Consider the following 24,071-nt stretch of genomic DNA (forward strand, 5'->3'; position numbering starts at 1 on the left):
ACAGTGCTTGTTTATTCCCACTCGATCGTCGCTGGCGGCTTGCTGCTCACGTCGTACGTTACGCGGTTGATGCCGCGGACTTCGTTAATGATGCGGCCTGACACCTTCTTGAGCAGCGCATAGGGCAGTTCAGCCCAGTCGGCGGTCATGAAGTCGCTGGTCTGTACGGCGCGCAGCGCCACCACGTAGTCGTACGTGCGGCCATCGCCCATCACGCCCACGCTCTTGACGGGCAGGAAGACGGTGAAGGCCTGGCTGGTGAGGTCGTACCAGGTCTTGCCACTGGCTTCGTCACGGAAGTTGCGCAGCTCTTCGATAAAGATCGCGTCGGCACGGCGCAGCAGGTCGGCGTATTCCTTCTTCACCTCGCCCAAAATGCGCACGCCCAGGCCGGGGCCAGGGAAGGGGTGGCGGTAGACCATTTCGGGCGGCAGGCCCAGGGCAACGCCGAGTTCGCGCACTTCGTCCTTGAACAAATCGCGCAGGGGCTCCAGCAGCTTGAGGCCCAGTTGCTCGGGCAGACCGCCCACGTTGTGGTGGCTCTTGATAGTGACGGCCTTCTTGCTCTTGGCCCCGCCGCTCTCGATCACGTCGGGGTAAATCGTGCCCTGCGCCAGGAAGGTGGCACCCTTGTGGCCCCCGTCGCCCGCCTTCAGTTTCGCGGCTTCCGCCTTGAACACGTCCACGAACAGGCCGCCGATGATCTTGCGCTTGGCTTCGGGGTCACTCACGCCCGCCAACTTGCCCAGGAAGAGGTCGCTCGCATCCACGCGGATCACTTTGGCGTGCAGCTTACCGACGAACATGTCCATGACCATGTCGCCTTCATTCAGGCGCAGCAGGCCGTGATCGACGAAGACGCAGGTGAGCTGGTCGCCAATCGCGCGGTGGATGAGCGCGGCGGCCACGGACGAATCCACACCGCCCGAGAGACCCAGGATCACTTCTTCATCACCCACCTGCTGGCGGATCTGCTCCACAGCTTCGGCGATGTGGTCACGCATCACCCAGTCGGGACGGGTGCCGCAAATGCCGAGCACGAAACGGTCCAGCAACGCCCTGCCCTGCACGGTGTGCGTGACTTCGGGGTGGAACTGCACGGCGTAGAAGCGACGGCTTTCGTCGGCCATGCCGGCGATGGGGCAGCTGTCGGTGCTGGCCATGAGCTTGAAGCCCGGGGGCAGCTCGGTGACCTTGTCGCCGTGGCTCATCCACACGTTGAGCATGCCGTGGCCTTCAGGCGTGGTGAAGTCGGCGATGTCCTTGAGCAGTGCGGTGTGGCCGCGCGCGCGCACGGCAGCAAAGCCGAACTCGCGCTTGTGGCCCATTTCGACCTTGCCGCCCAGCTGCTGCGCCATGGTCTGCATGCCGTAGCAGATGCCCAAGACGGGCAAACCCAGATCGAACACCGCTTGCGGCGCGCGGTCGGTGGTGTCTTCGGTCACGCTGGCGTGGCTGCCCGACAGGATGATGCCCTTGAGCGAACCGTCCTTGGCATAGTCGCGCACCCATTCGTCAGTCACATCGCAAGGGTGCACTTCGCAGTACACATTGGCCTCGCGCACGCGGCGGGCGATGAGCTGGGTGACTTGCGAGCCGAAATCGAGGATGAGGATTTTCTGGTGTTGCATGGTGGTGGTCCGTCAGAGGCGGGAGAGGTCGAGAAGTGGGACACCGCTGCGCCGTGCGGCAGCGGCCTGTTGGGGATCAAACGTGGCCAGGGGCAAGCGCAGCGAGCGGGCGAGCCACAGATAGGCTGCATCAAAGGTGGGCAGGCCGGTCTCCAGTGCCACGTCGAGCACGGCCTTGTGCTGGGCAGGGGCCAGTTCGTGCAATTCGACGCGGTGACGAATGGCTTCGAGCACGCCCCACAGGCCTTCGACGGATGTGGCGGGAATGCGCCCGCTGTTCACGCCACTGGCCAGGATGTTGTGGCACTCCCAGTGCCAGAGGTTGGGCGCCTGGGGCTCCACCTCATCGCGGCGGATCAGGGTGTACAGGCGGCGGGTGTGTTCGCTGGCCGCGTCAGGCAGCAGCCAGGCGGCGGTGACCGAGGCATCCAGCACGAAGGCGGTCATGCAGTGCTCCGCCCTGTACGGCGCAGGCTATCCACCGTCGATGAACCTGCGGGTTGAATGCTGGCATGCAGCGCATCCATCTGGCCCAGCTCGCGCGCAATCTGCTCGTCAGAAATCACTGGGCGCCGACGCACGGGAAGCATGCGCACCACCTCTTTGCCGTGGCGGGTGATGCGCACTTCCTCGCCCTGCTCGACCAGCTCGATCAAGGCAGAGAACCTGCTTTTCGCTTCGTAGATGCCAACGGACTGCATAAATAAAAAAGTCTGGCCTGAATGGTGAATTCAGACCAGACTATATCAGTCTGACCAGATTTCTTCAATCAGGCCAGACTCGGTATCTCCCAAGGTAGATCAGACCCATGCCCTGCTAACGCCCGCGATCCAGGCTAGGGCAGCCGTGCAAGGGCCGCCCCGCCGCACTGGCTGCGTCTCCCTTCCCGAATGGCGCAGCCATTCGAGAGAAGGGGGAAGGCGCGAAGCGACTCAGGGGGTTGTCCCTTAATCAGCGCGGTAGTTCGGCGCTTCCTTGGTGATCTGCACATCGTGCACATGGCTTTCGCGGATACCAGCCGTGGTGATCTCGACGAACTCGGCCTTGTTGTTCATCTCTTCGATCGTGGCGCAACCGCAGTAGCCCATGGAGGCACGCACGCCGCCAGCCATCTGGTAGACGATGCTGACCATGGAGCCCTTGTAGGGCACGCGGCCTTCGATGCCTTCAGGCACGAGCTTGTCAGCGTTGGGGTTGCCGGTGCTCGACTCCTGGAAGTAGCGGTCTGCACTGCCCTGCTGCATGGCGCCAATGGAGCCCATGCCGCGGTAGCTCTTGTAGCTGCGGCCCTGGAACAGGATGACTTCGCCAGGCGCTTCTTCTGTGCCCGCAAACATGCCGCCCATCATCACCGTGCCGGCGCCAGCGGCCAGGGCCTTGGCGATGTCGCCGCTGTAGCGGATACCGCCGTCGGCAATCAGCGGCACGCCTGTGCCCTTGAGGGCCGTGGCGACGTTGTCGATGGCCATGATCTGGGGCACGCCCACACCGGCCACGATGCGTGTGGTGCAGATGGAACCAGGGCCGATACCGACCTTGACGGCATCGGCGCCCGCCTCGACCAGCGCCAGTGCCGCCGCGCCGGTGGCGATGTTGCCGCCGATCACGTCGATCTGCGGGTAGTTCTGCTTGACCCAGCGCACGCGGTCGATAACGCCCTTGCTGTGGCCATGGGCCGTGTCCACCACGATAGCGTCCACACCGGCTTTGACCAGGGCTTCGACGCGTTCTTCGGTGCCCTCGCCCACACCCACCGCTGCACCTACGCGCAAACGGCCAGCGGCATCGCGGGCCGCATTGGGGAAGCTGGTCTGCTTGGTGATGTCCTTCACCGTGATCAGGCCCTTGAGCTCAAAGGCGTCGTTCACGACCAGGATGCGTTCGAGCTTGTGCTTGTTGAGCAGCGCCTTGGCTTCGGCCGGCGTGGTGCCCTCTTTTTCATTGACCGTGATGAGCTTCTCGCGCGGGGTCATGATCTGGTGGACCTTGACGTCGTAACGGGTCTCAAAGCGCAGGTCGCGGCCGGTGACGATACCCACCACCTTGCCGCCGTCGCACACGGGAAAGCCTGAGATGCCCAGTTGTTCGGACAGCTGGAGCACCTGCAGCACCGTATGCTCGGGCGTGATGACCACCGGATCACGCAGCACGCCGGACTCGTAGCGCTTGACCTTGGCCACATGAGCAGCCTGCTCCTGCGCCGTGAGGTTCTTGTGCACGATGCCGATGCCGCCCTCCTGGGCAATGGCAATGGCCAGACGCGCCTCGGTCACGGTGTCCATGGCGGCGGACACGAGCGGCAGGTTCAGTTGGATATTGCGGGAGAGTTTCGTCGCGAGGGACGTGTCCTTGGGCAGGACCTGGGAGTACGCTGGCACCAGCAACACATCGTCGAAGGTGAGCGCTTTTCCAAGAAGGCGCATGAGAAAGCTCCAAAAGACGGATTGTACCCGCGCCGCGTGTGGTGAAAACGCGCCCGCCCGTCTTCAACGCACTGGCGGGGGGTGAGTCACATGGATAAACTTGTCCGCATGAAAATGCACAAGCTTCTCCTGCTGGCCGTGGCCTGCACCTGGGCCATGGGCGCGGCGGCGCAATGGCAGTGGATCGACAAGGACGGCCGCAAGGTCTTCAGCGACCGCCCTCCACCCCAAGATACCCCGGAAAAGAACATCCTGAAGCAGCCCGGTGGCGGGGTTCCGCGTTCAGCACCCGCTCCAGTGGCAGCCGCGCCAGCGGAAGGAACCCCTGCGGCCACAACCACCGCTGCCGCCTCGGCCACCAAGCCTGCCGCCAGCGCGCCGGGTACCGGCAAAGACAAAGCCCTGGAAGAGAAAAAAGCCCAGGCAGAAGCGGCGGAAGCGGCCAAGAAAAAAGCAGACGAAGAAAAGCTGGCCAAGACCAAGGCAGACAACTGCACGCGCGCGCGCCAGGCCAAGGCAGCGTTTGACTCGGGCAAACCCATCACCCAGTCCAACGCCCAGGGCGAGCGCATCTTCCTCGACGAAGCTGGACGGGCGGCCGAATCCAAACGCATCGACGGCATCATTGCCGCCGACTGCAAGCGCTAACCCGAGCCACCCAAGGCGACCTCAGTAGCCCGACTTACCCCCGGGCCGCTGGCGTGCAAACAGCCCCGTGGTCCGCGCGCCCTGCCGTGCAAAACGTTCACGGCGGGCCACCTTGGGGTCCACTTTCAGTGGGCGGTAGACCTCCACACGGTCCAGATGCCTGACTGCGGCGTCAGGCAACACTGCACGCCCCCAGATGCCCAGGGTCGGCCGGTCTGCACTGCCCTGCGGCCCCAGGGCGCCATCCGCCCCACACGCCCGCAACGCATCAGCCACAGTGGCACCTTCGCGCAGCTGAAGTACCCATTCCTGCGTTTTGCGAGGAGCAATACAGACCACCACCGTGACCTGCACAGTGCTCCCCGGCACCCGCTCAGCCATACACCTGCTCCGCACGCTTCACAAAGGCATCGACCATGCTGCCAGCGATGCGGTCAAACACCGGGCCTACGAGCGCCGCGAGCGTGGCACTGTCAAAACCGTAATTCAGCAGCAACTCCACCTTGCATGCGCGCTGCGAACCGTCGCCCACCGGGTGGAAGTGCCAGTCGCCATCCAGGCGCGAGAACGGCCCTTTGATGAGATGCATCTGCACGCGCCGACCTGCCTCGTGGGTATTGCGCGTCACAAAGGTCTGGCGGATGCCGCTGAACGCAATGCCCACTTCGGCGGTCATGCCGTCCTCGGTCTGCTCAAGCACGCCCGCGTGATCGCACCATGGCAGAAACTGGGGGTAGTGTTCCACCCCGGTGACCAGGGCAAACATTTCTTCGGGGCTGTACCAAATGAGGACGGACTTATGAACGGTTTTCATGCAGACTGTGCCTGGCATCGGTGTGCGCCAAGCGGAGGAAATTAGAATCGCTGCCAGCGACACCCACACATTGTAGGGAGGCCTTTTAACTCCCGGTTTGTGCCGCATCTACCTCTTCATGGCCAAAAAACCCGATCCTACGTCCCGCATTGCCGACAACAAGAAAGCGGCTTACAACTATTTCTTCGAGGAACGCCACGAGGCGGGCATGGTGCTGCACGGCTGGGAGGTCAAGGCCCTGCGCGAGGGCAAGGTGCAGCTGACCGATGGCTACGTGCTGATCCGCGATGGCGAGCTGTATCTGCTCGGCTGCCTGATCCATGCGCTCAAGACCGCCTCCACCCACGTCAACCCCGAATCGGCGCGCACCAAGAAACTGCTGCTCAAGAAAGACGACATCAAGCGCCTGATCGGCAAGGTCGAGCAAAAGGGCTACACGCTGGTGCCGCTCAATCTGCACTGGAAAAACGGCTTTGTGAAATGCGAAATTGCCCTGGCCAAGGGCAAGGCTGAGCATGACAAGCGCGACACCATCAAGGACCGCGAAGGCAAGCGCGAGGTGGAACGCGCCATGAAAAGTCGCAGCCGCTGAGGCATGCGTGCGATGCGGTCTGCGCTCACCCAGCCCAGCCCTTGAGATTTTTTTGCGACGCCGTGGAATAAACCGCTGCGCCCATGTGTTTGTCCCGGTGCAAGGCAGCATTCGCCTCCGCCTGCACCACACCCTGGAGAAACCCATGAAAAAACTGATCTCGATGGCCGCCTTTGTCGCAGCAGCCGGACTGGCCGGCTGCGCCACCATGAACGACTCGCCCGTGAAGACCATGGACGGCGTACTGGTCGGAGCGGGCGGCATGACGCTGTACACGTTCGACCGCGACGCGGCAGGCAGTGGCAAGTCGGTGTGCAACGGCCCCTGCGCCACCAACTGGCCACCGCTCATGGCCAGCAAGGCACCCGGTGGCGACTACAGCATCATCACCCGTGACGATGGCAAGACCCAACTGGCCTACAAGGGCAAGCCGCTCTACTACTGGATCAAGGACACCAAGCCCGGCGACAAAACCGGCGACGGGGTGAACCAGGTCTGGCGCACCGCACGGCCCTGAGAACCCTTCAACGCCGCACAGGCCCCACACGGCATGAACCGCACCCAGGTCATCGAACAACTGCCCGGCCTGCGCCGGTACGCGCGGGTGCTCACAGGCGATGCCTGGGCGGCCGATGATCTGGTGCAGGACACGCTGGAACGTGCCTGCAGCAAGTGGTTGCTGTGGCGCACGGGCAGCGACCTGCGCGCGTGGTTGTTCACTCTGATGCACAACCTGTACCTCAACCAACGCCGTGCGCTGCCCGCGCTGGCGCAGGTGGACATCGACGACATTCACGACCAGTTGCCGGGTGCCCGCGCTCCCTCGGATGACGCCCTGGATCTGGAGCGCTGTCTGCAGCGCCTGCCCGCCGACCAGCGGGCCGTGCTGCTGCTGGTGGCCATGGAGGACATGAGCTACGAGGACACCGCGCGCATTCTGGGCATTCCGGCAGGCACTGTGATGTCACGCCTGTCCCGCGCCCGCACGCGCCTGCGCGCGCTGATGGACCGAGAGCCCGCGCCCAGCCCTATACCGGCTGCCCACGCAGACGCACCCGCAGCAGGCGCTGTGCCTGTGCTGCGTCGCCTCAAATAAAAAAGAGCCATGACCCGCCCCCCCACCATGGACCCGATCCACCCTGCCCCCCACCCACGCGCTGGCGAAAGCAGCACCTGGCACGCCCTCGTGGACGGCCAATTGCCGCCCGCACAGGCGCAGGCGCTGCGCGAGCAATTGCAGGATGATCAGGAAGCGCAGGCCACACTGGCGCACTGGCAGGCACAGCGAGAGCAGCTACACGCCCTGCACCAGGACCTGCTCCACGCCCCCGTGCCCGATACGTTGATGGCCGCAGCATTGCGGGCCACGGACCGCCGGGAGCAGCAGGCGCAGTGGTGGCGTTGGGGTGGCATGGCCGCCTCTGTGTTGCTGGCCTTTGTGCTGGGGTGGGCTGGACGCGGCCAGTGGCCTGCCGTGGCACCCGGCAAAACGCTGGCGATGGGCAACGGCACCACGCTGCTGGCTGCCGAACCGGCACAACGCTTCGCCCAGCAAGCCGCAGTCGCCCACGCGGTGTACCAGCCCGAAGTCCGCCACCCCGTGGAAGTCACAGCCGCCCAGCAAGACCACCTGGTGCAATGGCTGTCCAAGCGACTGGACCGCCCGCTCAAGGTCCCCGCGCTCGGCGCGCAGGGCTATGAACTGGTGGGCGGCCGCTTGTTGCCTGGCGACACCGGGGTGCGCGCGCAGTTCATGTACCAGAACAGCGCAGGCCAGCGGATCACGCTGTACCTGGGCGCCTTGGCTGCGGCATCCACCAGCCCTGGCCCTGCCAGCGACAACACGCCCCGTCCACAGCCACCGACCACCGCAAGCACGACCGCATTCCAGTTCACGCAAGATGGCCCGGTGCCAGGCTTTTACTGGACGGACGCGGGCTTTGGCTACGCCTTGAGCGGACAGCTGTCCCGCACCGAGCTGCTGAGCTTGGCGACAGCGGCGTACCAACAGCTGAACCCCTGACGCGCCGCCAGGGACTCTCCGGGTGGCCTGCCCGGATACAACCTTCGCCGATCAGGACAAATGGGCCAGCGGGTGGGCGTGTGCAGGCCAAGGACTGGTGAAGAACTGCGCCACCATATCGGGCGTCACGTCTTCGATGCGGCCCGGGTTCCATTGGGGCGCATGGTCTTTGTCCACGGCCAGGGCTCGGATGCCCTCCACCGTTTCGCTCTGGCCGGGGCGCAGGAAGAAGCAGTGGCGCACCATGTCGCGCTCCATGCGCAGGTCGTCGGCCAAGCCCATGTCCCGTGCGCGGCGGATTTGTTCCAGCACCACGTGCAGCATGAGGGGCGAGCGCTTGCGCAGCGTGGCCGCCGTGGCGCGTGCCCAGTCACTGTCGGCCGCTTCAAGCGCCGCCACGATCTCGCCCACGCTGCCCAACGAAAAATATTGGTCAATTTGGCCCCTAGCGCTTTTCTGCAAAGCGCTAGCAGCTACAAATTTAGAAGCAACATAGTCTTTGACGGCAGCACCGCTGGCAAAGCTCTGGGTGCCCAGCGCCTCCCACACTGCCGCTTGCTGGTCGGCAGGCAGACAACCGTCCGCCAACCGGTTTTCGATGGCATCACCGGCGCCAATGGTGTCGCCGGTGAGCGCCAGCCATTCGCCCACACGACCGGGACAACGGCTCAGAAAATAGCCGCCCCCCACATCCGGGAACAGGCCAATGGCCGTCTCAGGCATGGCCATCTTCGTGCGCTCGGTCACCACGCGCAGGGCTGCGCCCTGGCTGATGCCCATGCCGCCGCCCATCACGATGCCGTCCATGAAGGCGATGTAGGGCTTGGCGTAGTTGTGGATCAGGTGGTTGAGCGCGTACTCCTCGGTGAAGAAGTCCTCGATCAGCGGGTTGCCCTGGCTGCCCGCCTGGTGCAAAAAGCGGATGTCTCCACCGGCGCAGAAGGCACCAAACGGGCCTTCCTTGTTGCTGCCACGGATGGCCACGGCCAGCACCCGCGCATCGTTTTGCCATGCCAGCAAGATGCCCATGAGGTCACGCACCATGCCCAGCGAGAGGGCATTGAGCGCACGCGGGCGGTTCAACGTGATGAAGCCCACCTGGCCTCGCACTTCACTCAACACATCAGACAATACCGTCTCCGTCATTTTTGTTCCTTCCAACCCAATAGTTCATTAAAAACCAGCGCACCGATCACGAGCACGCCTCCCGTCAGCACCGCCGGAGCAGGCTTTTCGCCTGCGCCCAGCCAGGCCAGCAAAATTCCAAAGATGACTTCGAGCAAGCCGAGCAACGCCATCTCTGGCGCCTTGAGCACCCGGCCGCAGCGCACGGCCAGCACACAAGGGATGGCCAATTGCACCACGCCCAACAGCGCCAGCAGGGCCAGGTCATGCCCTGAAGCCTGAAAAGGCAGCGCCAACGGCAACGTAGCCACCACCGAGATCACCGCGCCGACCAGCACCGCAGGCACCAGGTCCACCGCATGGCCGTGGCGCTGCGAATGCTGCACCACCGTCCAGTTGATGGCGGCTGCCACCGGCACACACAGCGCCACCAGCGTACCTGCCAGGGGCAGGCCCGCCATCTGCGAACCATACATCCACCCAATGCCCAGCCCCGCCACGGCAATCGCGGCCCAGGTGCGCGGGGCGATGTGGTGGCCGATAAAAATGCGCGCGAACAACGCCGTGAGCAGCGGCCCCACGGCCATCGTGACCAGCACGTTGGCCACCGGCATGAGCACCAGCGCCACCATGAATGCCGTGAACATCACGCTCCAGCACACGCCAGAGATCCACAGCGCACGGCCGCTGTGGCGCATGGAGGCGAACACCGCCCTGCCCTGCAGCGCAGGCAGGATGACCAGCAGCGACAGCAGCGTGAAGAAGCTGCGCCAGAAGGTCACCTCAAAGCTCGCCGCATGCTCCAGGTGGCGCGTGACCACACCGGCAATGGACCACATGAGGGTCACGGCCACCATCAGCGCCACGGCACGGGAATGTGTCAATTTCAACAGAGGCTCCAGGATTCAGACGGCAAAAAGGCCACTGCGTCGCAGTGGCCCCTTTTTGAACGTGCTCTGAGCGCTTCTCTGAACGCTCCGCCGATCAGGACCGTGCAGCGCGCTTGCGCTCGTTCTCGGTCAGGTGGCGCTTGCGCAGGCGCACAGACTTGGGCGTGATCTCGACCAGTTCATCGTCCTCGATGAATTCCACGCCGTATTCCAGCGTCAGGTCGATCGGGGGCGTGATCTTGATCGCGTCTTCCTTGCCAGAGACACGGAAGTTGGTCAGCTGCTTGGTGCGCGTGGCGTTCACGATCAGGTCGTTGTCGCGGCTGTGGATGCCCACGATCATGCCTTCGTACACGGGGTCGTTCGCCTTCACGAACATGCGGCCACGGTCGTCCAGCTTGCCCAGGGCGTAGGTGAAGATTTCACCATCGTCCATGGAGATCAGCACACCGTTCTTGCGGCCACCGATGTCGCCCTTGTGCGGCTCGTAGCTGTCGAAGATGTTGGAGATCAGGCCGGAACCACGTGTCAGGTTCAGGAATTCGTTGGTGAAACCGATCAGGCCACGTGCGGGGATGCGGTATTCGAGGCGTACGCGGCCACGGCCGTCGGACTCCATGTTCACCAGCTCGCCCTTGCGCTCGCCCAGGGCCTGCATCACGCCGCCCTGGTGGCCTTCTTCGATGTCCACCGTCACCAGCTCGATAGGCTCGTGCTTCACGCCGTCAATGTCCTTGAACACCACGCGGGGCTTGGACACGGCCAGCTCGTAGCCTTCACGGCGCATGTTTTCCAAGAGGATGGTCAGGTGCAGTTCACCCCGGCCCATCACTTCGAAGATACCTTCTTCATCGGTCTCGGACACGCGCAGGGCCACGTTGTGCTGCAGCTCCTTTTGCAGACGGTCCCAGATCTGGCGGCTGGTCACGAACTTGCCTTCGCGGCCGGCCAGGGGCGAGGTGTTCACGCAGAAGTTCATGGTCAGCGTGGGCTCGTCCACCTTCAGCATGGGCAGCGGCGACGGGTTGGCGGGGTCGGTCACGGTCACGCCGATGCCGATGTCTTCGATGCCGTTGATCAGCACGATGTCGCCAGGGCCCGCCAGCGGCGTCTGCATGCGATCAAGGCCCTGGAAGGTCAGCACCTGGTTGACACGGCCCTTGACGGACTTGCCATCGGGGCCTTCCATGACGAGCACATCCTGGCCGGGCTTGATGGTGCCCTGGCTGATGCGGCCCACGCCGATGCGGCCCACAAAGGTGGAGAAGTCCAGCGCCGAAATCTGCAGTTGCAGCGGAGCGGCTGGGTCACCCGTGTTCGGTGGAACGTGCGAGAGGATCGTGTCGAACAGGGCCGACATGTCGGGACCCCACTGCTCGCCCGGCGCGCCTTCTTCCAGCGACGACCAGCCGTTGATGCCCGATGCGTACACCACGGGGAAGTCGAGCTGTTCGTCGGTGGCACCGAGCTTGTCGAACAGGTCGAAAGCGGCATTCACCACCTTGTCGGGGTTGGCACCGGGCTTGTCCACCTTGTTCACCACCAGGATGGGGCGCAGGCCCAGAGCCAGGGCCTTCTTGGTCACGAAACGCGTCTGGGGCATGGGGCCTTCTTGCGCGTCGATCAGCAGCACCACGCTGTCCACCATGGACAGCGCACGCTCCACTTCCCCGCCGAAGTCCGCGTGGCCGGGGGTGTCCACGATGTTGATGTGCGTGCCCTTCCAGCTCACGGCGCAGTTCTTGGCCAGGATGGTAATGCCACGCTCTTTTTCAATCGCGTTGTTGTCCATCACGGTGTCAACGACCTTTTCGTGGTCGGCGAAGGTGCCGGACTGGCGCAGCAGCTGGTCGACCATGGTGGTTTTGCCGTGGTCAACGTGGGCAATGATCGCGATATTGCGGATTTGTTTCGTCGTCATAGTTTTTCCAATGTGCCGCTGGCTTGAGGGTGCGGCATGCCTTCCAAAATTTGTTGAATTTCCAGCGGACTCAGGAGCCTGTCCGGCACCAGCTCCCCGCCCACGATGTGGCCCACCCCCAGCAGTGCCGGAGGATTCTCGCCGAACACCGCCACGGCACTGGCATCGGGCCAGGTGCCACGGCGACGCACGCCCGACAGGAATCGGGCTGCATTCTCGCCGTCCAGCGTGACACGCACGTGTTGTGCCAGCAGCGACTCGGGCGCCTCCAGGCTGGCCAGGCGCTCCGCCTCCGGCATGGCTTCCAGCTGGGCCAGCGTGACGCAGCGCTCCACACCGATTCCACCCGTGTCGATGCGGCGCAAGAAGGTCAGGTGCGCGCCGCAACCCAGCGCCGCCCCGATGTCTTCACCCAGCGTGCGGATGTAGGTGCCTTTGCTGCAAGTTACTATTATTTTGATAGCTACTTGCGCTTTATCTGTCTGCGTCAGGGTCAGTTTTAATGCATGAATGACGACATCGCGCGCTTCACGCTCTACCGTGACACCTGCTCGCGCGTACTCGTACAGCGCCTTGCCGTCTTTCTTGAGCGCACTGTGCATCGGCGGCACCTGGCGAATAGGGCCGGTGAACTGCTCTTGCACGGCCGCAAGACGCTCAGGGGTCAGCTGTGCCAAGTCCACATCACAGCGTTGCACCACATCGCCTTCAGCGTCGCCGGTGGTGGTGGTGGTGCCCAGCAGTGCAACGGCTTCGTAGGTCTTGGGCGCATCCAGCTGCAGCTGGCTGAACTTGGTGGCCGCGCCAAAACACAGCGGCAACACGCCGGTGGCCAATGGGTCCAGCGTGCCGGTATGGCCCGCCTTTTCGGCGCGCAAGAGCCATTTCGCCTTTTGCAAGGCGTCGTTGCTCGAAAGGCCGAGCGGTTTGTCGAGCAGCAACACCCCATGCACAGGGCGCCGCTGCACCCTGGTGCGAGGCGCGTGCATGGACTACTCCTCTTTTGCGCGGGAAGAAACTGCCTTGGCGATCAAGGCATTCATGTCGGCCGCACGCTCGGAGGTGCGGTCGAACACGAAGTGCAGCGTGGGCACCGTGTGGATGTGCAGGCGCTTGAACAAGCCGTTGCGCAGGAAACCCGCAGCCTGGTTGAGCGCCGCCTGTGTCTCCACAGGGTCGCCCGTCAACAGGCTGAAGAACACCTTGGCGTGTGCGTAGTCTGGAGTCACCTCCACACCCTGCAGCGTCACCATGCCCACACGCGGATCTTTCAACTCGCGCGCGATCAGCTCCGTCAGATCGCGCTGGATCTGATCGGCGACCTTGAAGGCGCGGTTGGGGGTGGAAGATTTCTTCGCAGCCATGTCGTCGTCACCGATGCCTTACAGCGTCCGCGCGATTTCCTTGATGTCAAAGAATTCGAGGTGATCGCCTTCCTTGATGTCGTTGTAGTTCTTGAGCTTGATACCGCACTCAAAGCCTTCCTTGACATCCTTGACATCGTCCTTGAGGCGCTTGATCGAATCGACTTCGCCGGTGTAGACCACCACGTTGTCGCGCAGCAGGCGGAAGCGTGCATTGCGATGGACCATGCCCGAGGTGATGTACGAACCGGCAATCGTGCCGATCTTGGTCGCCACGAACACCGTGCGGATCTCGGCCGTACCGATGATTTCCTCGCGCTGCTCTGGAGCCAGCATCCCGGACATCGCCACCCGCAGCTCGTCCACAGCGTCGTAAATGATGCTGTAGTAGTGCAGATCGACGCCATTGCCCTCGGCCAGCTTGCGCGCGCCGGCATCGGCCCGCACGTTGAAGCCGATCACGATGGCCTTGGAGGCGATCGCCAGGTTGATGTCCGACTCGCTGATGGCGCCCACTGCGGCGTACACCAGCTGCACCTTGACTTCGTCGGTCGACAGCTTGAGCAGCGACTGCGCCAGCGCTTCCTGCGAACCCTGCACGTCGGCCTTGACGATGATGGGCAACATCTTCACTTCGCCCGCCGTCATGTCGGCAAACATGTTTTCCAGCTTGGCGGCCTGTTGCTTGGCCAGCTTGGTGTTGCGGAACTTGCCGGCACGGTAGGTCGCGATTTCGCGGGCACGGCGTTCGTCCGTGAGCACCATGAATTCGTCGCCGGCCTGCGGCACTTCCGTCAGACCCTGGATTTCCACCGGGATCGACGGGCCTGCCGTCTTGGCGACCTTGCCGTTTTCGTCCAGCATGGCGCGCACGCGGCCATAGGTCTGGCCAGCCAGCACAATATCGCCCACCTTGAGCGTGCCGGACTGCACCAGCACCGTGGCTACAGGGCCGCGGCCCTTGTCGAGCTGGGCTTCGATCACCAGACCCTTGGCCAATGAATCGACCGGTGCCTTGAGTTCCAGCACTTCGGCCTGCAGCAGCACTTGCTCCAGCAGGGTGTCGATGCCCATGCCGGTCTTGGAAGACACCGGCACGAAAGGCGAATCGCCACCGTACTCTTCAGGCACCACCTCTTCGACCACCAGCTCCTGCTTGACGCGGTCGGGGTTGGCATCGGGCTTGTCGGCCTTGGTGATCGCCACCACGATAGGAACACCAGCCGCCTTGGCGTGCTTGATGGCTTCCTTGGTCTGGGGCATGACACCGTCGTCGGCCGCCACCACCAGGATCACGATGTCCGTGGCCTGGGCACCACGGGCACGCATGGCCGTGAAGGCCTCGTGGCCCGGGGTGTCAAGGAACGACACCATGCCGCGTGGTGTTTCCACGTGGTAGGCACCGATGTGCTGCGTGATGCCACCGGCTTCACCCGCAGCCACCTTGGCGCGGCGAATGTAATCGAGCAGCGAGGTCTTGCCATGGTCCACGTGGCCCATGACGGTCACCACAGGAGCACGTGGCAACAATTCCACGTTCTGCTGGGTCGTATCGTCGTCGGTAAAGGCTTCTGGATCGTCCAGCGCTGCCACCACCGCCTTGTGGCCCAGTTCTTCCACCACGATCATGGCGGTGTCCTGGTCCAGCGGCTGGTTGATGGTGACCATCTGTCCCATCTTCATCAGCGCCTTGATCACTTCAGACGCCTTGATCGACATCTTGTGTGCCAGCTCTGCCACCGTGATGGTTTCGGGCACATGCACTTCAATGATGCGCGCCTCGACCGGTGCGGACTGCTGGTGATCGTCGCGATGGTCGCGGCTGTCGCCACGACGGCCACGCGGGCCACCACGCCAGTTGTTGCGACCGACACCGCCGCTGCTGTCGCCACGGGTCTTGATTTCTTTCTTCTTGGCAGTGTCGTTGGCCCAGCTGGAGGACAGCTTGGCCGACTTCACTTCCTTGCCAGCGCCTGGCGCACCTGCGCCTGCCCCGGCAGTGGCGGGAGCGCCTGCGCGCGCCACACCGGTGCCAACAGCCGGCTTGTGCAGGGTGCCCTTCTTGGCATCCCCCACGGCAGCGGGCTTGGCCACTGGCTTGGGTTCTTCTGGCTTCTTGGCCACCATGACCGCCTTCTTGGGCGTGGCCATCATGGACCGGATCGCAGCAGCTTCCGCTTCGGCCTTGCGGCGACGGGCGTCCAGGTCAGCAGCGCGCGCGGTTTCCTCGTCGGCGCGTGCCTTGGATTCAGCGGCAGCCTTTTCGCGGGCTTCGGTTTGGGCTGCATTGCGTGCAGCGGCTTCGGCCGCTTGCTCGCGGGTGGCCTCCTGCTTGACAGCAGAGGCTTGTGCCTTCTTCTCGGCTTCCTGGGCGGCATAGGCGGCAGCGCGCTCTTCAGCTTCACGCTCGCGCTTCTCACGCGCTTCGCGCTCGGCACGCTTTTCGGCCAGCTCCGTCTCCTGGCGGCGGATCAGCTCGGCCTGGCGGCGCGCTTCTTCCTCGCGGCGGGACAGTTCCAGGTCTTCGCTGGAAACAGCGGCCTCTTCCGCAGCGGCGGGCGCGTGGGATTCGGCAGATGCCTCGGCACCTTCGTCGCGCTGGATGAACGTGCGCTTCTTGCGCACTTCCACCTGGATCGTGCGGGCCTTGCCCGTGGCATCCGCCTGCTTGATCTCGCTGGTGGACTTCTTCACCAGCGTGATCTTCTTGCGGTCGGCCGAAGCCGTGCCGTGGCTGGCCTGCAAATAAGCAAGCAGCTTTTGCTTGTCCGACTCGGTCAACGCGTCGGAAGGGGCGGCCTTGCCCACGCCCGCAGCTTTGAGCTGGTCGAGCAGGGTTTCAGGCGATTTTTTGAGTTCGGTTGCAAACTCGGCGACAGTATTACTGGACATATGTGGTTCGTGCCTCCCTGACCTTTACTCTTGCCCCGCGAACCAGTGTTCGCGCGCCTTCATGATCAAGGCTTTGGCATCTTCTTCAGACTGTCCGGTCAGGTCGGTCAGTTCATCAATGGCCAGATCGGCCAGGTCGTCACGTGTGTGCACACCGCCTTCAGCCAACTTGGCAATCAGCTCGGGGGTGAGGCCTTCGAGGTCGCGCAGGTCCTGGGAGACCTCTTCCACGCTTTCCTCACGGGCGATTTCCATCGTGAGCAGCGCATCCTTGGCACGGGCACGCAACTCGTTGACGGTGTCTTCGTCGAAGCTTTCGATCTCCAACATTTCCTGCAGCGGCACATAGGCCACTTCTTCGAGGCTGTTGAAGCCTTCGGAGATCAGGATGTCGGCGATTTCCTCGTCCACATCGAGCTTTTCCATGAACAGCTTGCGGGCCGTGTCGGTCTCGTTGGCCTGCTTTTGCGCGCTTTCGGCGGCGTCCATGATGTTGATCTTCCAGCCGGTCAGATCGGACGCCAGACGCACGTTCTGACCACCACGGCCAATGGCGATGGCGAGATTTTCCTCGTCCACGACCACATCCATGGCGTGTTTTTCTTCATCGACCACGATGGAGGACACGTTGGCCGGGGCCAGGGCTCCGATCACAAACTGTGCGGGGTCTTCGGACCACAGCACGATGTCCACGCGTTCGCCAGCGAGTTCGTTGGTCACCGCATTGACGCGGGTGCCACGCACACCGACGCAAGTGCCAATGGGGTCCACGCGCTTGTCATGGCTCAGCACGGCGATCTTGGCGCGCGAGCCGGGGTCACGGGCGCAGGACTTGATTTCCAGCAGGCCTTGTTCGATCTCAGGCACTTCGTTGCGGAAGAGTTCGATCATGAACTCGGGGGCCGAGCGCGACAGGATGATGGGAGCGCCGCGCAGCGTCAGGTCCACTTCCATGATCATGGCACGCACACGGTCGCCACTGCGCAGGTTTTCCTTCGGGATCATCTCGCCACGGCGCAGACGTCCTTCCACACGGCCGGATTCGACAATGATGTCGCCCTTGTCCATGCGCTTGACGGTGCCGGTAAAGATTTTCTCGCCGCGCGACATGAAGTCGTTGAGCAGCATTTCACGCTCGGCGTCGCGAATCTTCTGCAGGATGACCTGCTTGGCAGCCATGGCGCCGATGCGGCCGATCGGCACGGACTCGACACCTTCTTCGATGTACTCGCCCACCTCGATGTCCGGAATGCGGTCCTTCGCATCCATCAGCAGCTCTTCGGCTTCGGGGTTTTGCAGGCCGGCATCATCGGGCACCACCAGCCAGCGACGGAAAGTCTCATAGTTGCCGCTGTCGCGATCTACGGACACGCGAATGTCCACCTCGCCCTGGTACAGCTTCTTGGTAGCCTGGGCCAGGGCCGACTCCACGGCGCCCAAGACCACATCACGCTCCACGTTCTTTTCGCGCGAAATGGCCTCAACCAACATCAACAATTCGCGATTCATGCGACGACTCTCCTGTTTCAATCACCCGAAGGCGGAGGCTGCGCGCGGCTGCCACCCACCCCAATTTTTCAGCAGCCACTCAGGCGGGTGCCGCCCCAGCCTTGCCTGCACGCCCCTTGAAATCCACGATGGGCGCCAGGCGCACATCCCGAACCTCGTCCAAGGTAAAGCCCAGCGCCTGCAATGGGGCGGGCACACGTTTCTTGCTGACCCTTTGACCTGGCTTGACCGGCGGCTCGTCACTCCAGACAATCTGCCACCCCCCAGCCTCGGCGCGCTCCAGCGTGCCGCGAAATTTCTTGCGGGTGGCATTGACCTGCCCCGCCGCCGCCGCAACGCCGATGGGCGCCTTCAGGGTGACGTCAATGACCGAACCCTCGAAGCGAACAAAGTCTTGCTCATGGCGCAGAGGGCGATCGATGCCGGGGGACGACACTTCGAGGCGCTTGTACTCGACGCCATCGACCTCCAGCGCAAACTGCAGCTGGCGCGTGACCTTCTCGCAATCCTCGACGGTCACGAACTGATCAATCACGGGCTGGGGCGCATCAGCGGCCGGCTGCACCCAGGGCAAGTCGATGGTGACGCGCAGCAAACCGCCAGCGGAGCGTTCGATCTCCACCAGGTCATACCCCAGGCCCGTCACAATTTGTTCAACGACTTGCTGCAATGCCACGTGTTCAGTTCAATCCCGGAAAAACAAAAAACCCGATAACCCCCGGAGACTCTTCCCCGACAGCTTCGAGCTCCAAAAGCGTTCGACCAAAAAAAACGGGCGGTTGGTACCCGCCCGTTTGGTCGTGAGAGTCGTATTGTAGCGCGCAAAGTGTTGATTTGCAAAGGCGCGGACGGGCAAAACTGTTGTCAACGCGCCCAGGCCAGTGTGCATGCGGCCTGCCGGACGATGTGGTGCCAAAACGGCACCTGGCGCTTATCCAATCGGCGCGAGCAGCTATGACAGTGATAGCGGCTGCAGCAGCTCAGCCAGATCGCCCTCGGTGAACAGCGGCTCCTTGCGTGCAGCGGAGTCGCTGTACAGACTGCCCGCCAGCTGCGCCTTGCGCTCCTGCAGCGCCAAAATTCGCTCTTCAATCGTGCCCTGCGCCACCAGTTTGATCACCCATACGCTCTGTGTCTGTCCAATGCGGTGGGCGCGGTCGGTGGCCTGGTTTTCCACCGCCGGGTTCCACCAGGGGTCGTAGTGAATCACCGTGTCGGCCTGCGGCAGGTTCAGCCCCACCCCGCCCGCCTTCAGGCTGATCAAAAACAGCGGCACCTGCCCGCTGGTGAACTGTTCGATGATCGCGTCGCGCTTCTGGCTCTGCCCCGTGAGCTTGACCCAGGGCAGGTTGCGTTTTTTCAGCTCGGCCTCGATCAGCGTGAGCATGCTGGTGAACTGCGAGAACAGCAAAATGCGCCGCCCCTCGGCCAGCATCTCGGGCAGCAGCGCCATCAGCTGGTCCAGCTTGGCCGATGTCTTGACCTTTTTGGCGGCATCTAGCGGCACAAGTTGCGGGTGGCAGCACACCTGGCGCAGCTTGAGCAGCGCATCGAGGATGGTGATCTGCGACTTGGCCAGCCCCTTGGTCTGCAAGGCTTCGCGCACGGTTTTTTCCATACCCAGGCGGATGGTTTCGTACAGATCGGCCTGCGTGCCGGTCAGTTCCACGGGCATCACCGACTCGACCTTGGGCGGCAGCTCGCCCGCCACCAGGGCCTTGGTCCTGCGCAGCATAAAAGGCGTGATGCGCGAGCGCAGCTGCGCCATGCGCGCGCCGTCGCCCTGCTTTTCGATGGGCGTGCGAAACACCTCCTTGAAGCGTGTCTGACTGCCCAGAAAACCTGGCATCAAAAAGTGAAACAGGCTCCAGATCTCGCCCAGGTGGTTTTCCATGGGCGTGCCCGACAGGCACAGCCGGTGGCGCGCCTGCAGCTGGCTGACCACCTGCGCGGCATGCGTGCTGGCGTTCTTGATGTTCTGCGCTTCATCCAGCACCACCAGGTGCCACTGGTGCGCCAACCAGCGCTCGCGGTCGCGCTGCAGCAGCGAATACGGGGCAATGACCAGGTCATGCTCGGTGACTGTATCTGCCATGCCGTGTCGGCCGGCGCCATGCAGCACCAGACAACGCAGCCCAGGGCAAAAGCGGGCCGCCTCGCGCTGCCAGTTGCCCATGAGGCTCACGGGTGCAATGACCAGCGCAGGTGCGGTCAGCCGCCCCGCGTCTTTTTCGACCTGGATGTGTGCCAGGGTCTGCAGCGTCTTGCCCAGGCCCATGTCGTCGGCCAGCACCCCGGCCAGTCCGTGGGCACTCAGAAACTGCAGCCAGTTCAGCCCCTGCTGCTGGTACGGCCGCAAGGTGGCCCGCACGCTGGCGGGCAAAGGCACCTCCGGCAAGGCGCCAACGCCCTGCAACTGAGCCACCATGGCGCGCAAGGCATCGGCGCCCTGCCACACCGCGCCCTCGCCCAACGCGGCGCTGGTGCGCAGCGCGTCCATGCGCGAGAGCTTGAGGCTCTCGCCCCTGAAATCGTGCGCGCGGTCGCCCACCAGGTCCAGCAAGGCGGCCATCCAGGGGCGCAGCGCGTCGGTCGGCACCCGCACAAAACCCGATGTACCCACACCCCGCAGGTAAGCAAACGGCGGCAGCTGCGGCTGTCCAGTGACGGGGTCGGGCGGCTGCTGGGCGGCAGCGGCGATCAGCAGGGGCAGCAACGGCAGGATGTTGTGGCGCACGCCGTTGATTTCCATGCCCAGCGACAGCGCAAACCAGGGCGATGTGGCCTCATCTTCGCCACTGGGTTGCAGTGACACGTCCAGCGTGTCGGCATGGGTGATCCAGCCGTCCAGCGCCGCGTCCTGCCTAAGCACAAAACCGGCCTCGCGCAACACAGAAAACCCGTTGTCAAACCAGTGCATCCAGTCGTCCTGCGATTCCTCGCCGGGGATGCCGAACAGGCCATCGTCGGTGGCCAGCAGGCCCAGGTCCATCAGGCGTTCAATGGCATCCAGCTCGGCCGCCGCGTCGCGCTGCAGCAGCACCTGACTGCCGTCGGCGCCAGTCACCAGCACACTCAGGTCCTGCCCGGCCCACCAGCCCACATGGCCCTGGTAGTCAAAGCGCAACTGGGCGGTGATGAGGCCCAGGCCCGGCACATCGGCTTCGGGCACGGGCGCCAGGTGCAGGCGCGCCACGGGCCTGACGCCCTGCACGCGTGTGAGAGGGCTGAGCACCGGCGGCAGCGGCAGCATGCCCCCAAGGCGGCTCGCCACCTCGGCATGGTGTTTTTGCAGCGCGGCGGCGGCGAGCGGAGACGCCTGCAGCAACAGTTCCAGTTGTTCGGGGCTCAACCCCTCGGCCGACACGGGGCCGCACAGGCCCTGGGCGACATCGAGGTACAGGGGCGGGTGGTTAGCACACAGCGTGGCGCTGGGGCTGGGCAGGCGGGCCTGCAAGGTCCAGGCGTTGTCGCCACCGTCGCCACCACCGGACGCGACTTTTTCTTTCCAGGCCCAGGCAATGGGCAGCGGATCGCCCCAGCGCAGCGGCACGCCCACCGTGGAGCCGCCTGCATCCACAAACAGACGCCCCGTGGCAGCCGCCTGCTGCAGTGCCAGCAGGCCTACAGCTCCCTCCAGCACACCCGTCGGCGCGCCGCTGTAGGCCGAGTAGTAGCCCACGCTGCGCGGCATGGCACGCAGCAGTTGCAGCAGCTGGCGGTCTGCATCCGTGGCGCGGTCATACACCGCCTGGCCGGGTCCAGGTTGGGTCCGGACGGCCTTGGGCTTGGCCCAGCCGCCGGTGAGCTTGGGGTAGGACACCACGGCCTCGATCTGCAGCTGTGGCGCGCCATTGCGCAGGCGCCCGATGGTGGAGAGCAGGTAGAGGTAACACTCCGGCCGGTCTGCCCGTGCGCCAGCCAGTGGCAGCGCGGCGTTGTCTGCCGCCAGATCCCAGTCGTTCAGCCAACGCACCAGGCGGGCCTCGGCCTCTGCGCGGGCCTGGGCGGCAACGCGCTCCTGCATAGCCTGCAGCGCTTGCGCGGCCTGCGCTGTAGGGGGCGAACGGGGGGCAGGCTCTGCGCCTGGGCGCATGTCCAGTGCCTTCAGCGTCAGGGCTACGGCGTGTTTGCAGTCTTCGCCCACCGGGCAGGTGCATTCGCCCGTCCAGGAGCGGACCTGGCCGTTGGGCGCCAGCACCAGCTCTACCGACAGCGCGTACGGCTCGGGTTGGGTGCCCTGCACTTCGCCGCCGATGCGCCAGACGCCTTTGCCTTCCTCTTCAACGTCGATGCGGACGACGGCGGACTGCCGGAAAAGTCCCATACCGCGCGACCATGCGCCTTGGTCGCAGTGTGCCTGCAGCGAGCTGATGGAAAAGGACGGAGCAGCGGGGGAAGACACAAATAGAAGCGGAAAATGGCCCTAGCGCTTTACTATCAAGCGCTAGCAGCTACTAAAAAATGAGCAATGAGTGAGTATCCAGAACGCGGCGTTTACTGGCTGCGCGCGGCGCGCACACGCTCAAAAACGCCCTGGGCCTCGCTGCCCGCCCCTGCGCTGCCAGGGGCGGCCTGTAGGCTGGCCAGCAGCCGGGCCAGCACGGGCGCCTGGGGCAGCAGCGGCCCCAGGAACAGCGCGCGCTGGCCGTCGGCAATCAGCAAGGTTGGAAAGGTTTCCACGTCCAGGTCGCCAGCCAGATCGGACTCGTCTTCGATGTCCACCCATTCAAAACGCACCTCCGGATGCGCGCGGGCCAATTCGTCGAACAGGGGGCGGTAGATGCCACAGGTTCCACACCACGCAGCGCACAAGCACACGGCCCACCAGCCACCGGGCGTGGCGGCCGCAGGGCTTGGGGGGGGGGACGGGGGCAATGCGGCGGGGCTGGACATCAAACGGGCTCCTGGGGCTGGCGTGGCGGGAGCGCTGTGAAGACAGCAGGCCCCGCGCTACAAACCGCGTCGTTCGCGGGCGCGGTAAACCTCGATGGTACCCACACCCGGCGCCTGGTTGCCCCAGCTGTTGCGCACAAAGGTCGTCACCGCCGCCACGTCCTCGTCGGACAGAAACTGCTGGAACGGTGGCATGCCATGCGGGCGCGGGTTGCCCGCCGTGGCAGGCAGGTAGCCACCCTGCAGCACCACGCGCACCAGGTTGGTCGGGTCGCTCAGCGTGATGGCGCGGTTGCCCGCCAGCGCCGGGAAGGCGCCGGGTTCGCCCTGGCCTTTGTCGCCATGGCACTGGGCGCAGTGTTGTTCGTACACCTTGCTGCCGCGTGCCATGGCACTGGCTGGCGGGGCGGCTACGGTGGCAGGCACCTTGCGATCCTGCTGCGGCAGGCCCTGCAGGTACACGGCCATGGCGCGCGCATCGACGTCGCTCAGGTACTGGGTGCTGCGGAACACCACTTCGGCCATGGGGCTCAGCGCCGAGCCGTGCGGGGCCACGCCGGTTTTCAGCAAGGCCACCACGTCTTCGGTTTTCCATTCTTTGACACCCGCCTCATGCGCAGCATTGAGCGCAGGGGCATACCAGTTCTGCACCGGGATCAGCCCGCCGGTAAAGGCCTTGGCGTCGGTGGTGGCGCCCAATGCGTTGCGCGGCGTGTGGCAGGCGGTGCAATGGCCCAGGCCGTTGACCAGGTAAGCGCCCCGGTTGTATTCAGCCGACTGCGTGGGTTCGGGTTGAGGCGCCCCGGGCGTGAAGAACAGCGCCCGCCAAACACCCAGCGCCGCCTGCGTGTTGTACGGAAAACGCAGCGCGTGGTCGCGGTTGGCTTCAGCGGCGGCGGGCAGGCTGTGCAGGTAGGCAAAGATGGCGTCCGAATCCTCGCGCGTCACCTGTGTGTAGTTGGGGTACGGAAAGGCCGGATACAACAGCCGCCCGTCCTTGCTGCGGCCGTGGTGCATGGCGCGCCAGAACTCGGCCGAGGTCCAGCTGCCAATGCCATGTGCCTTGTCGGGCGTGAGGTTGGAGCTGTGCACCACACCAAACGGCGTCTCGATGCCGCGCCCGCCGGCAAACGGCGCACCGCCCTGCGTGGTGTGGCAGGCCATGCAGTTGCCCACGCGGGCCAGGTACTCGCCACGCTGAATCAATTCAGGTGTGCTCTGCAGCGTCTCGCCAGCGGGCAGAGGCTCTTCGCCGTGCAAGTTCAGGCTGATCAGCAGTGCTGCCGCAATGCCCAACGCGGCCAGAATGGAAGAGCTCGTCCAGAGGATGCGTTTCATCGGTG

The 24,071-nt window shown here is 64.2% G+C and carries 22 protein-coding genes; 5 read left to right on the forward strand and 17 right to left on the reverse strand.

Annotation, left to right across the window (positions count from 1 at the left end; translation table 11 throughout):
• Positions 1 to 11: 11 nt before the first annotated feature.
• From guaA to guaB, 4 genes are all read right to left on the reverse strand, one after another.
• Entirely contained in the window at positions 12 to 1,631 is a 1,620-nt protein-coding gene (guaA, locus tag AC2YJX_RS03935) for a glutamine-hydrolyzing GMP synthase (protein WP_055398148.1), read from the reverse strand.
• Positions 1,632 to 1,643: 12 nt separating this feature from the next.
• Positions 1,644 to 2,078, reverse strand: coding sequence for a type II toxin-antitoxin system VapC family toxin (locus AC2YJX_RS03940; protein ID WP_176886335.1), 435 nt, complete (start codon positions 2,076 to 2,078; stop codon positions 1,644 to 1,646).
• Positions 2,075 to 2,332 (reverse strand): type II toxin-antitoxin system Phd/YefM family antitoxin, encoded by a 258-nt coding sequence (locus AC2YJX_RS03945; protein ID WP_228897900.1) that lies wholly within the window; start codon positions 2,330 to 2,332, stop codon positions 2,075 to 2,077. The genes AC2YJX_RS03940 and AC2YJX_RS03945 overlap by 4 nt, the downstream gene beginning before the upstream one ends.
• A gap of 246 nt (positions 2,333 to 2,578) precedes the next feature.
• Positions 2,579 to 4,054, reverse strand: a complete 1,476-nt coding sequence (gene guaB / locus AC2YJX_RS03950; RefSeq protein ID WP_055398151.1) for an IMP dehydrogenase — start codon at positions 4,052 to 4,054, stop codon at positions 2,579 to 2,581.
• 108 nt (positions 4,055 to 4,162) lie between these two features.
• Here guaB and AC2YJX_RS03955 point away from each other — a divergent pair, with 108 nt between their 5' ends.
• A complete protein-coding gene (locus AC2YJX_RS03955; protein WP_487255316.1) occupies positions 4,163 to 4,702 on the forward strand; it encodes a DUF4124 domain-containing protein in 540 nt (179 codons plus the stop codon).
• Between the two features lie 21 nt (positions 4,703 to 4,723).
• Here the strand turns inward: AC2YJX_RS03955 and AC2YJX_RS03960 are convergent, their stop codons facing one another.
• Complete coding sequence (locus tag AC2YJX_RS03960) at positions 4,724 to 5,083, reverse strand: RnfH family protein (protein WP_487255317.1); 360 nt, start codon at positions 5,081 to 5,083, stop codon at positions 4,724 to 4,726.
• Positions 5,076 to 5,516 (reverse strand): type II toxin-antitoxin system RatA family toxin, encoded by a 441-nt coding sequence (locus AC2YJX_RS03965; protein ID WP_121420481.1) that lies wholly within the window; start codon positions 5,514 to 5,516, stop codon positions 5,076 to 5,078. Before AC2YJX_RS03965 ends, AC2YJX_RS03960 begins: the two co-directional genes overlap by 8 nt.
• A gap of 118 nt (positions 5,517 to 5,634) precedes the next feature.
• Between AC2YJX_RS03965 and smpB the strand changes: the two genes are divergently transcribed.
• The 4 genes from smpB to AC2YJX_RS03985 all read left to right on the forward strand — a co-directional run bounded on the left by smpB (position 5,635) and on the right by AC2YJX_RS03985 (position 8,131).
• Positions 5,635 to 6,108 (forward strand): SsrA-binding protein SmpB, encoded by a 474-nt coding sequence (gene smpB, locus AC2YJX_RS03970; RefSeq protein ID WP_055398252.1) that lies wholly within the window; start codon positions 5,635 to 5,637, stop codon positions 6,106 to 6,108.
• A gap of 145 nt (positions 6,109 to 6,253) precedes the next feature.
• Positions 6,254 to 6,625: a COG4315 family predicted lipoprotein gene (locus AC2YJX_RS03975; protein ID WP_487255318.1), complete on the forward strand. Its 372-nt coding sequence runs from the start codon at positions 6,254 to 6,256 to the stop codon at positions 6,623 to 6,625.
• 33 nt (positions 6,626 to 6,658) lie between these two features.
• A complete protein-coding gene (locus AC2YJX_RS03980; protein ID WP_055398154.1) occupies positions 6,659 to 7,204 on the forward strand; it encodes an RNA polymerase sigma factor in 546 nt (181 codons plus the stop codon).
• Between the two features lie 9 nt (positions 7,205 to 7,213).
• Positions 7,214 to 8,131: an anti-sigma factor family protein gene (locus tag AC2YJX_RS03985; protein ID WP_487255319.1), complete on the forward strand. Its 918-nt coding sequence runs from the start codon at positions 7,214 to 7,216 to the stop codon at positions 8,129 to 8,131.
• A gap of 51 nt (positions 8,132 to 8,182) precedes the next feature.
• Here AC2YJX_RS03985 and AC2YJX_RS03990 read toward each other — a convergent pair whose 3' ends face one another.
• From AC2YJX_RS03990 to AC2YJX_RS04040, 11 genes are all read right to left on the reverse strand, one after another.
• Positions 8,183 to 9,277 (reverse strand): enoyl-CoA hydratase/isomerase family protein, encoded by a 1,095-nt coding sequence (locus AC2YJX_RS03990; RefSeq protein ID WP_431149582.1) that lies wholly within the window; start codon positions 9,275 to 9,277, stop codon positions 8,183 to 8,185.
• Positions 9,274 to 10,149, reverse strand: a complete 876-nt coding sequence (locus tag AC2YJX_RS03995) for a DMT family transporter (RefSeq protein WP_121506028.1) — start codon at positions 10,147 to 10,149, stop codon at positions 9,274 to 9,276. Before AC2YJX_RS03995 ends, AC2YJX_RS03990 begins: the two co-directional genes overlap by 4 nt.
• A gap of 91 nt (positions 10,150 to 10,240) precedes the next feature.
• A complete protein-coding gene (gene typA, locus AC2YJX_RS04000; protein WP_055398157.1) occupies positions 10,241 to 12,067 on the reverse strand; it encodes a translational GTPase TypA in 1,827 nt (608 codons plus the stop codon).
• Complete coding sequence (truB, locus tag AC2YJX_RS04005) at positions 12,064 to 13,056, reverse strand: tRNA pseudouridine(55) synthase TruB (RefSeq protein ID WP_218300145.1); 993 nt, start codon at positions 13,054 to 13,056, stop codon at positions 12,064 to 12,066. Before truB ends, typA begins: the two co-directional genes overlap by 4 nt.
• Positions 13,057 to 13,059: 3 nt before the next feature.
• A complete protein-coding gene (gene rbfA, locus AC2YJX_RS04010) occupies positions 13,060 to 13,431 on the reverse strand; it encodes a 30S ribosome-binding factor RbfA (RefSeq protein WP_010458038.1) in 372 nt (123 codons plus the stop codon).
• Positions 13,432 to 13,449: 18 nt separating this feature from the next.
• Positions 13,450 to 16,323 (reverse strand): translation initiation factor IF-2, encoded by a 2,874-nt coding sequence (infB, locus tag AC2YJX_RS04015; RefSeq protein WP_121506026.1) that lies wholly within the window; start codon positions 16,321 to 16,323, stop codon positions 13,450 to 13,452.
• A gap of 24 nt (positions 16,324 to 16,347) precedes the next feature.
• Positions 16,348 to 17,832 (reverse strand): transcription termination factor NusA, encoded by a 1,485-nt coding sequence (gene nusA, locus AC2YJX_RS04020; RefSeq protein ID WP_121420486.1) that lies wholly within the window; start codon positions 17,830 to 17,832, stop codon positions 16,348 to 16,350.
• Between the two features lie 79 nt (positions 17,833 to 17,911).
• A complete protein-coding gene (gene rimP, locus AC2YJX_RS04025; RefSeq protein WP_176886345.1) occupies positions 17,912 to 18,508 on the reverse strand; it encodes a ribosome maturation factor RimP in 597 nt (198 codons plus the stop codon).
• A gap of 276 nt (positions 18,509 to 18,784) precedes the next feature.
• Entirely contained in the window at positions 18,785 to 22,159 is a 3,375-nt protein-coding gene (locus tag AC2YJX_RS04030; protein ID WP_487255320.1) for a DEAD/DEAH box helicase, read from the reverse strand.
• Between the two features lie 170 nt (positions 22,160 to 22,329).
• Entirely contained in the window at positions 22,330 to 22,728 is a 399-nt protein-coding gene (locus tag AC2YJX_RS04035; RefSeq protein WP_436131811.1) for a thioredoxin family protein, read from the reverse strand.
• 57 nt (positions 22,729 to 22,785) lie between these two features.
• Positions 22,786 to 24,066, reverse strand: a complete 1,281-nt coding sequence (locus AC2YJX_RS04040) for a c-type cytochrome (protein WP_487255321.1) — start codon at positions 24,064 to 24,066, stop codon at positions 22,786 to 22,788.
• Between the last annotated feature and the right edge of the window lie 5 nt (positions 24,067 to 24,071).

It is taken from the genome of Acidovorax sp. SRI_002 (genome assembly GCF_057586455.1).

Coding starts and splice junctions, on each gene's coding strand:
- guaB (WP_055398151.1), bottom strand. CDS start 4,054: ATGCGCCTTCTTGGAAAAGCGCTCACCTTCGACGATGTGTTGCTGGTG.
- AC2YJX_RS03940 (WP_176886335.1), bottom strand. CDS start 2,078: ATGACCGCCTTCGTGCTGGATGCCTCGGTCACCGCCGCCTGGCTGCTG.
- AC2YJX_RS03980 (WP_055398154.1), top strand. CDS start 6,659: ATGAACCGCACCCAGGTCATCGAACAACTGCCCGGCCTGCGCCGGTAC.
- nusA (WP_121420486.1), bottom strand. CDS start 17,832: ATGAATCGCGAATTGTTGATGTTGGTTGAGGCCATTTCGCGCGAAAAG.
- truB (WP_218300145.1), bottom strand. CDS start 13,056: ATGCACGCGCCTCGCACCAGGGTGCAGCGGCGCCCTGTGCATGGGGTG.
- AC2YJX_RS03960 (WP_487255317.1), bottom strand. CDS start 5,083: ATGGCTGAGCGGGTGCCGGGGAGCACTGTGCAGGTCACGGTGGTGGTC.
- infB (WP_121506026.1), bottom strand. CDS start 16,323: ATGTCCAGTAATACTGTCGCCGAGTTTGCAACCGAACTCAAAAAATCG.
- AC2YJX_RS03990 (WP_431149582.1), bottom strand. CDS start 9,277: ATGACGGAGACGGTATTGTCTGATGTGTTGAGTGAAGTGCGAGGCCAG.
- AC2YJX_RS03985 (WP_487255319.1), top strand. CDS start 7,214: ATGACCCGCCCCCCCACCATGGACCCGATCCACCCTGCCCCCCACCCA.
- smpB (WP_055398252.1), top strand. CDS start 5,635: ATGGCCAAAAAACCCGATCCTACGTCCCGCATTGCCGACAACAAGAAA.
- AC2YJX_RS03965 (WP_121420481.1), bottom strand. CDS start 5,516: ATGAAAACCGTTCATAAGTCCGTCCTCATTTGGTACAGCCCCGAAGAA.
- typA (WP_055398157.1), bottom strand. CDS start 12,067: ATGACGACGAAACAAATCCGCAATATCGCGATCATTGCCCACGTTGAC.
- AC2YJX_RS04030 (WP_487255320.1), bottom strand. CDS start 22,159: ATGGGACTTTTCCGGCAGTCCGCCGTCGTCCGCATCGACGTTGAAGAG.
- rbfA (WP_010458038.1), bottom strand. CDS start 13,431: ATGGCTGCGAAGAAATCTTCCACCCCCAACCGCGCCTTCAAGGTCGCC.
- guaA (WP_055398148.1), bottom strand. CDS start 1,631: ATGCAACACCAGAAAATCCTCATCCTCGATTTCGGCTCGCAAGTCACC.
- AC2YJX_RS03955 (WP_487255316.1), top strand. CDS start 4,163: ATGAAAATGCACAAGCTTCTCCTGCTGGCCGTGGCCTGCACCTGGGCC.
- AC2YJX_RS04035 (WP_436131811.1), bottom strand. CDS start 22,728: ATGTCCAGCCCCGCCGCATTGCCCCCGTCCCCCCCCCCAAGCCCTGCG.
- AC2YJX_RS03975 (WP_487255318.1), top strand. CDS start 6,254: ATGAAAAAACTGATCTCGATGGCCGCCTTTGTCGCAGCAGCCGGACTG.
- AC2YJX_RS04040 (WP_487255321.1), bottom strand. CDS start 24,066: ATGAAACGCATCCTCTGGACGAGCTCTTCCATTCTGGCCGCGTTGGGC.
- AC2YJX_RS03945 (WP_228897900.1), bottom strand. CDS start 2,332: ATGCAGTCCGTTGGCATCTACGAAGCGAAAAGCAGGTTCTCTGCCTTG.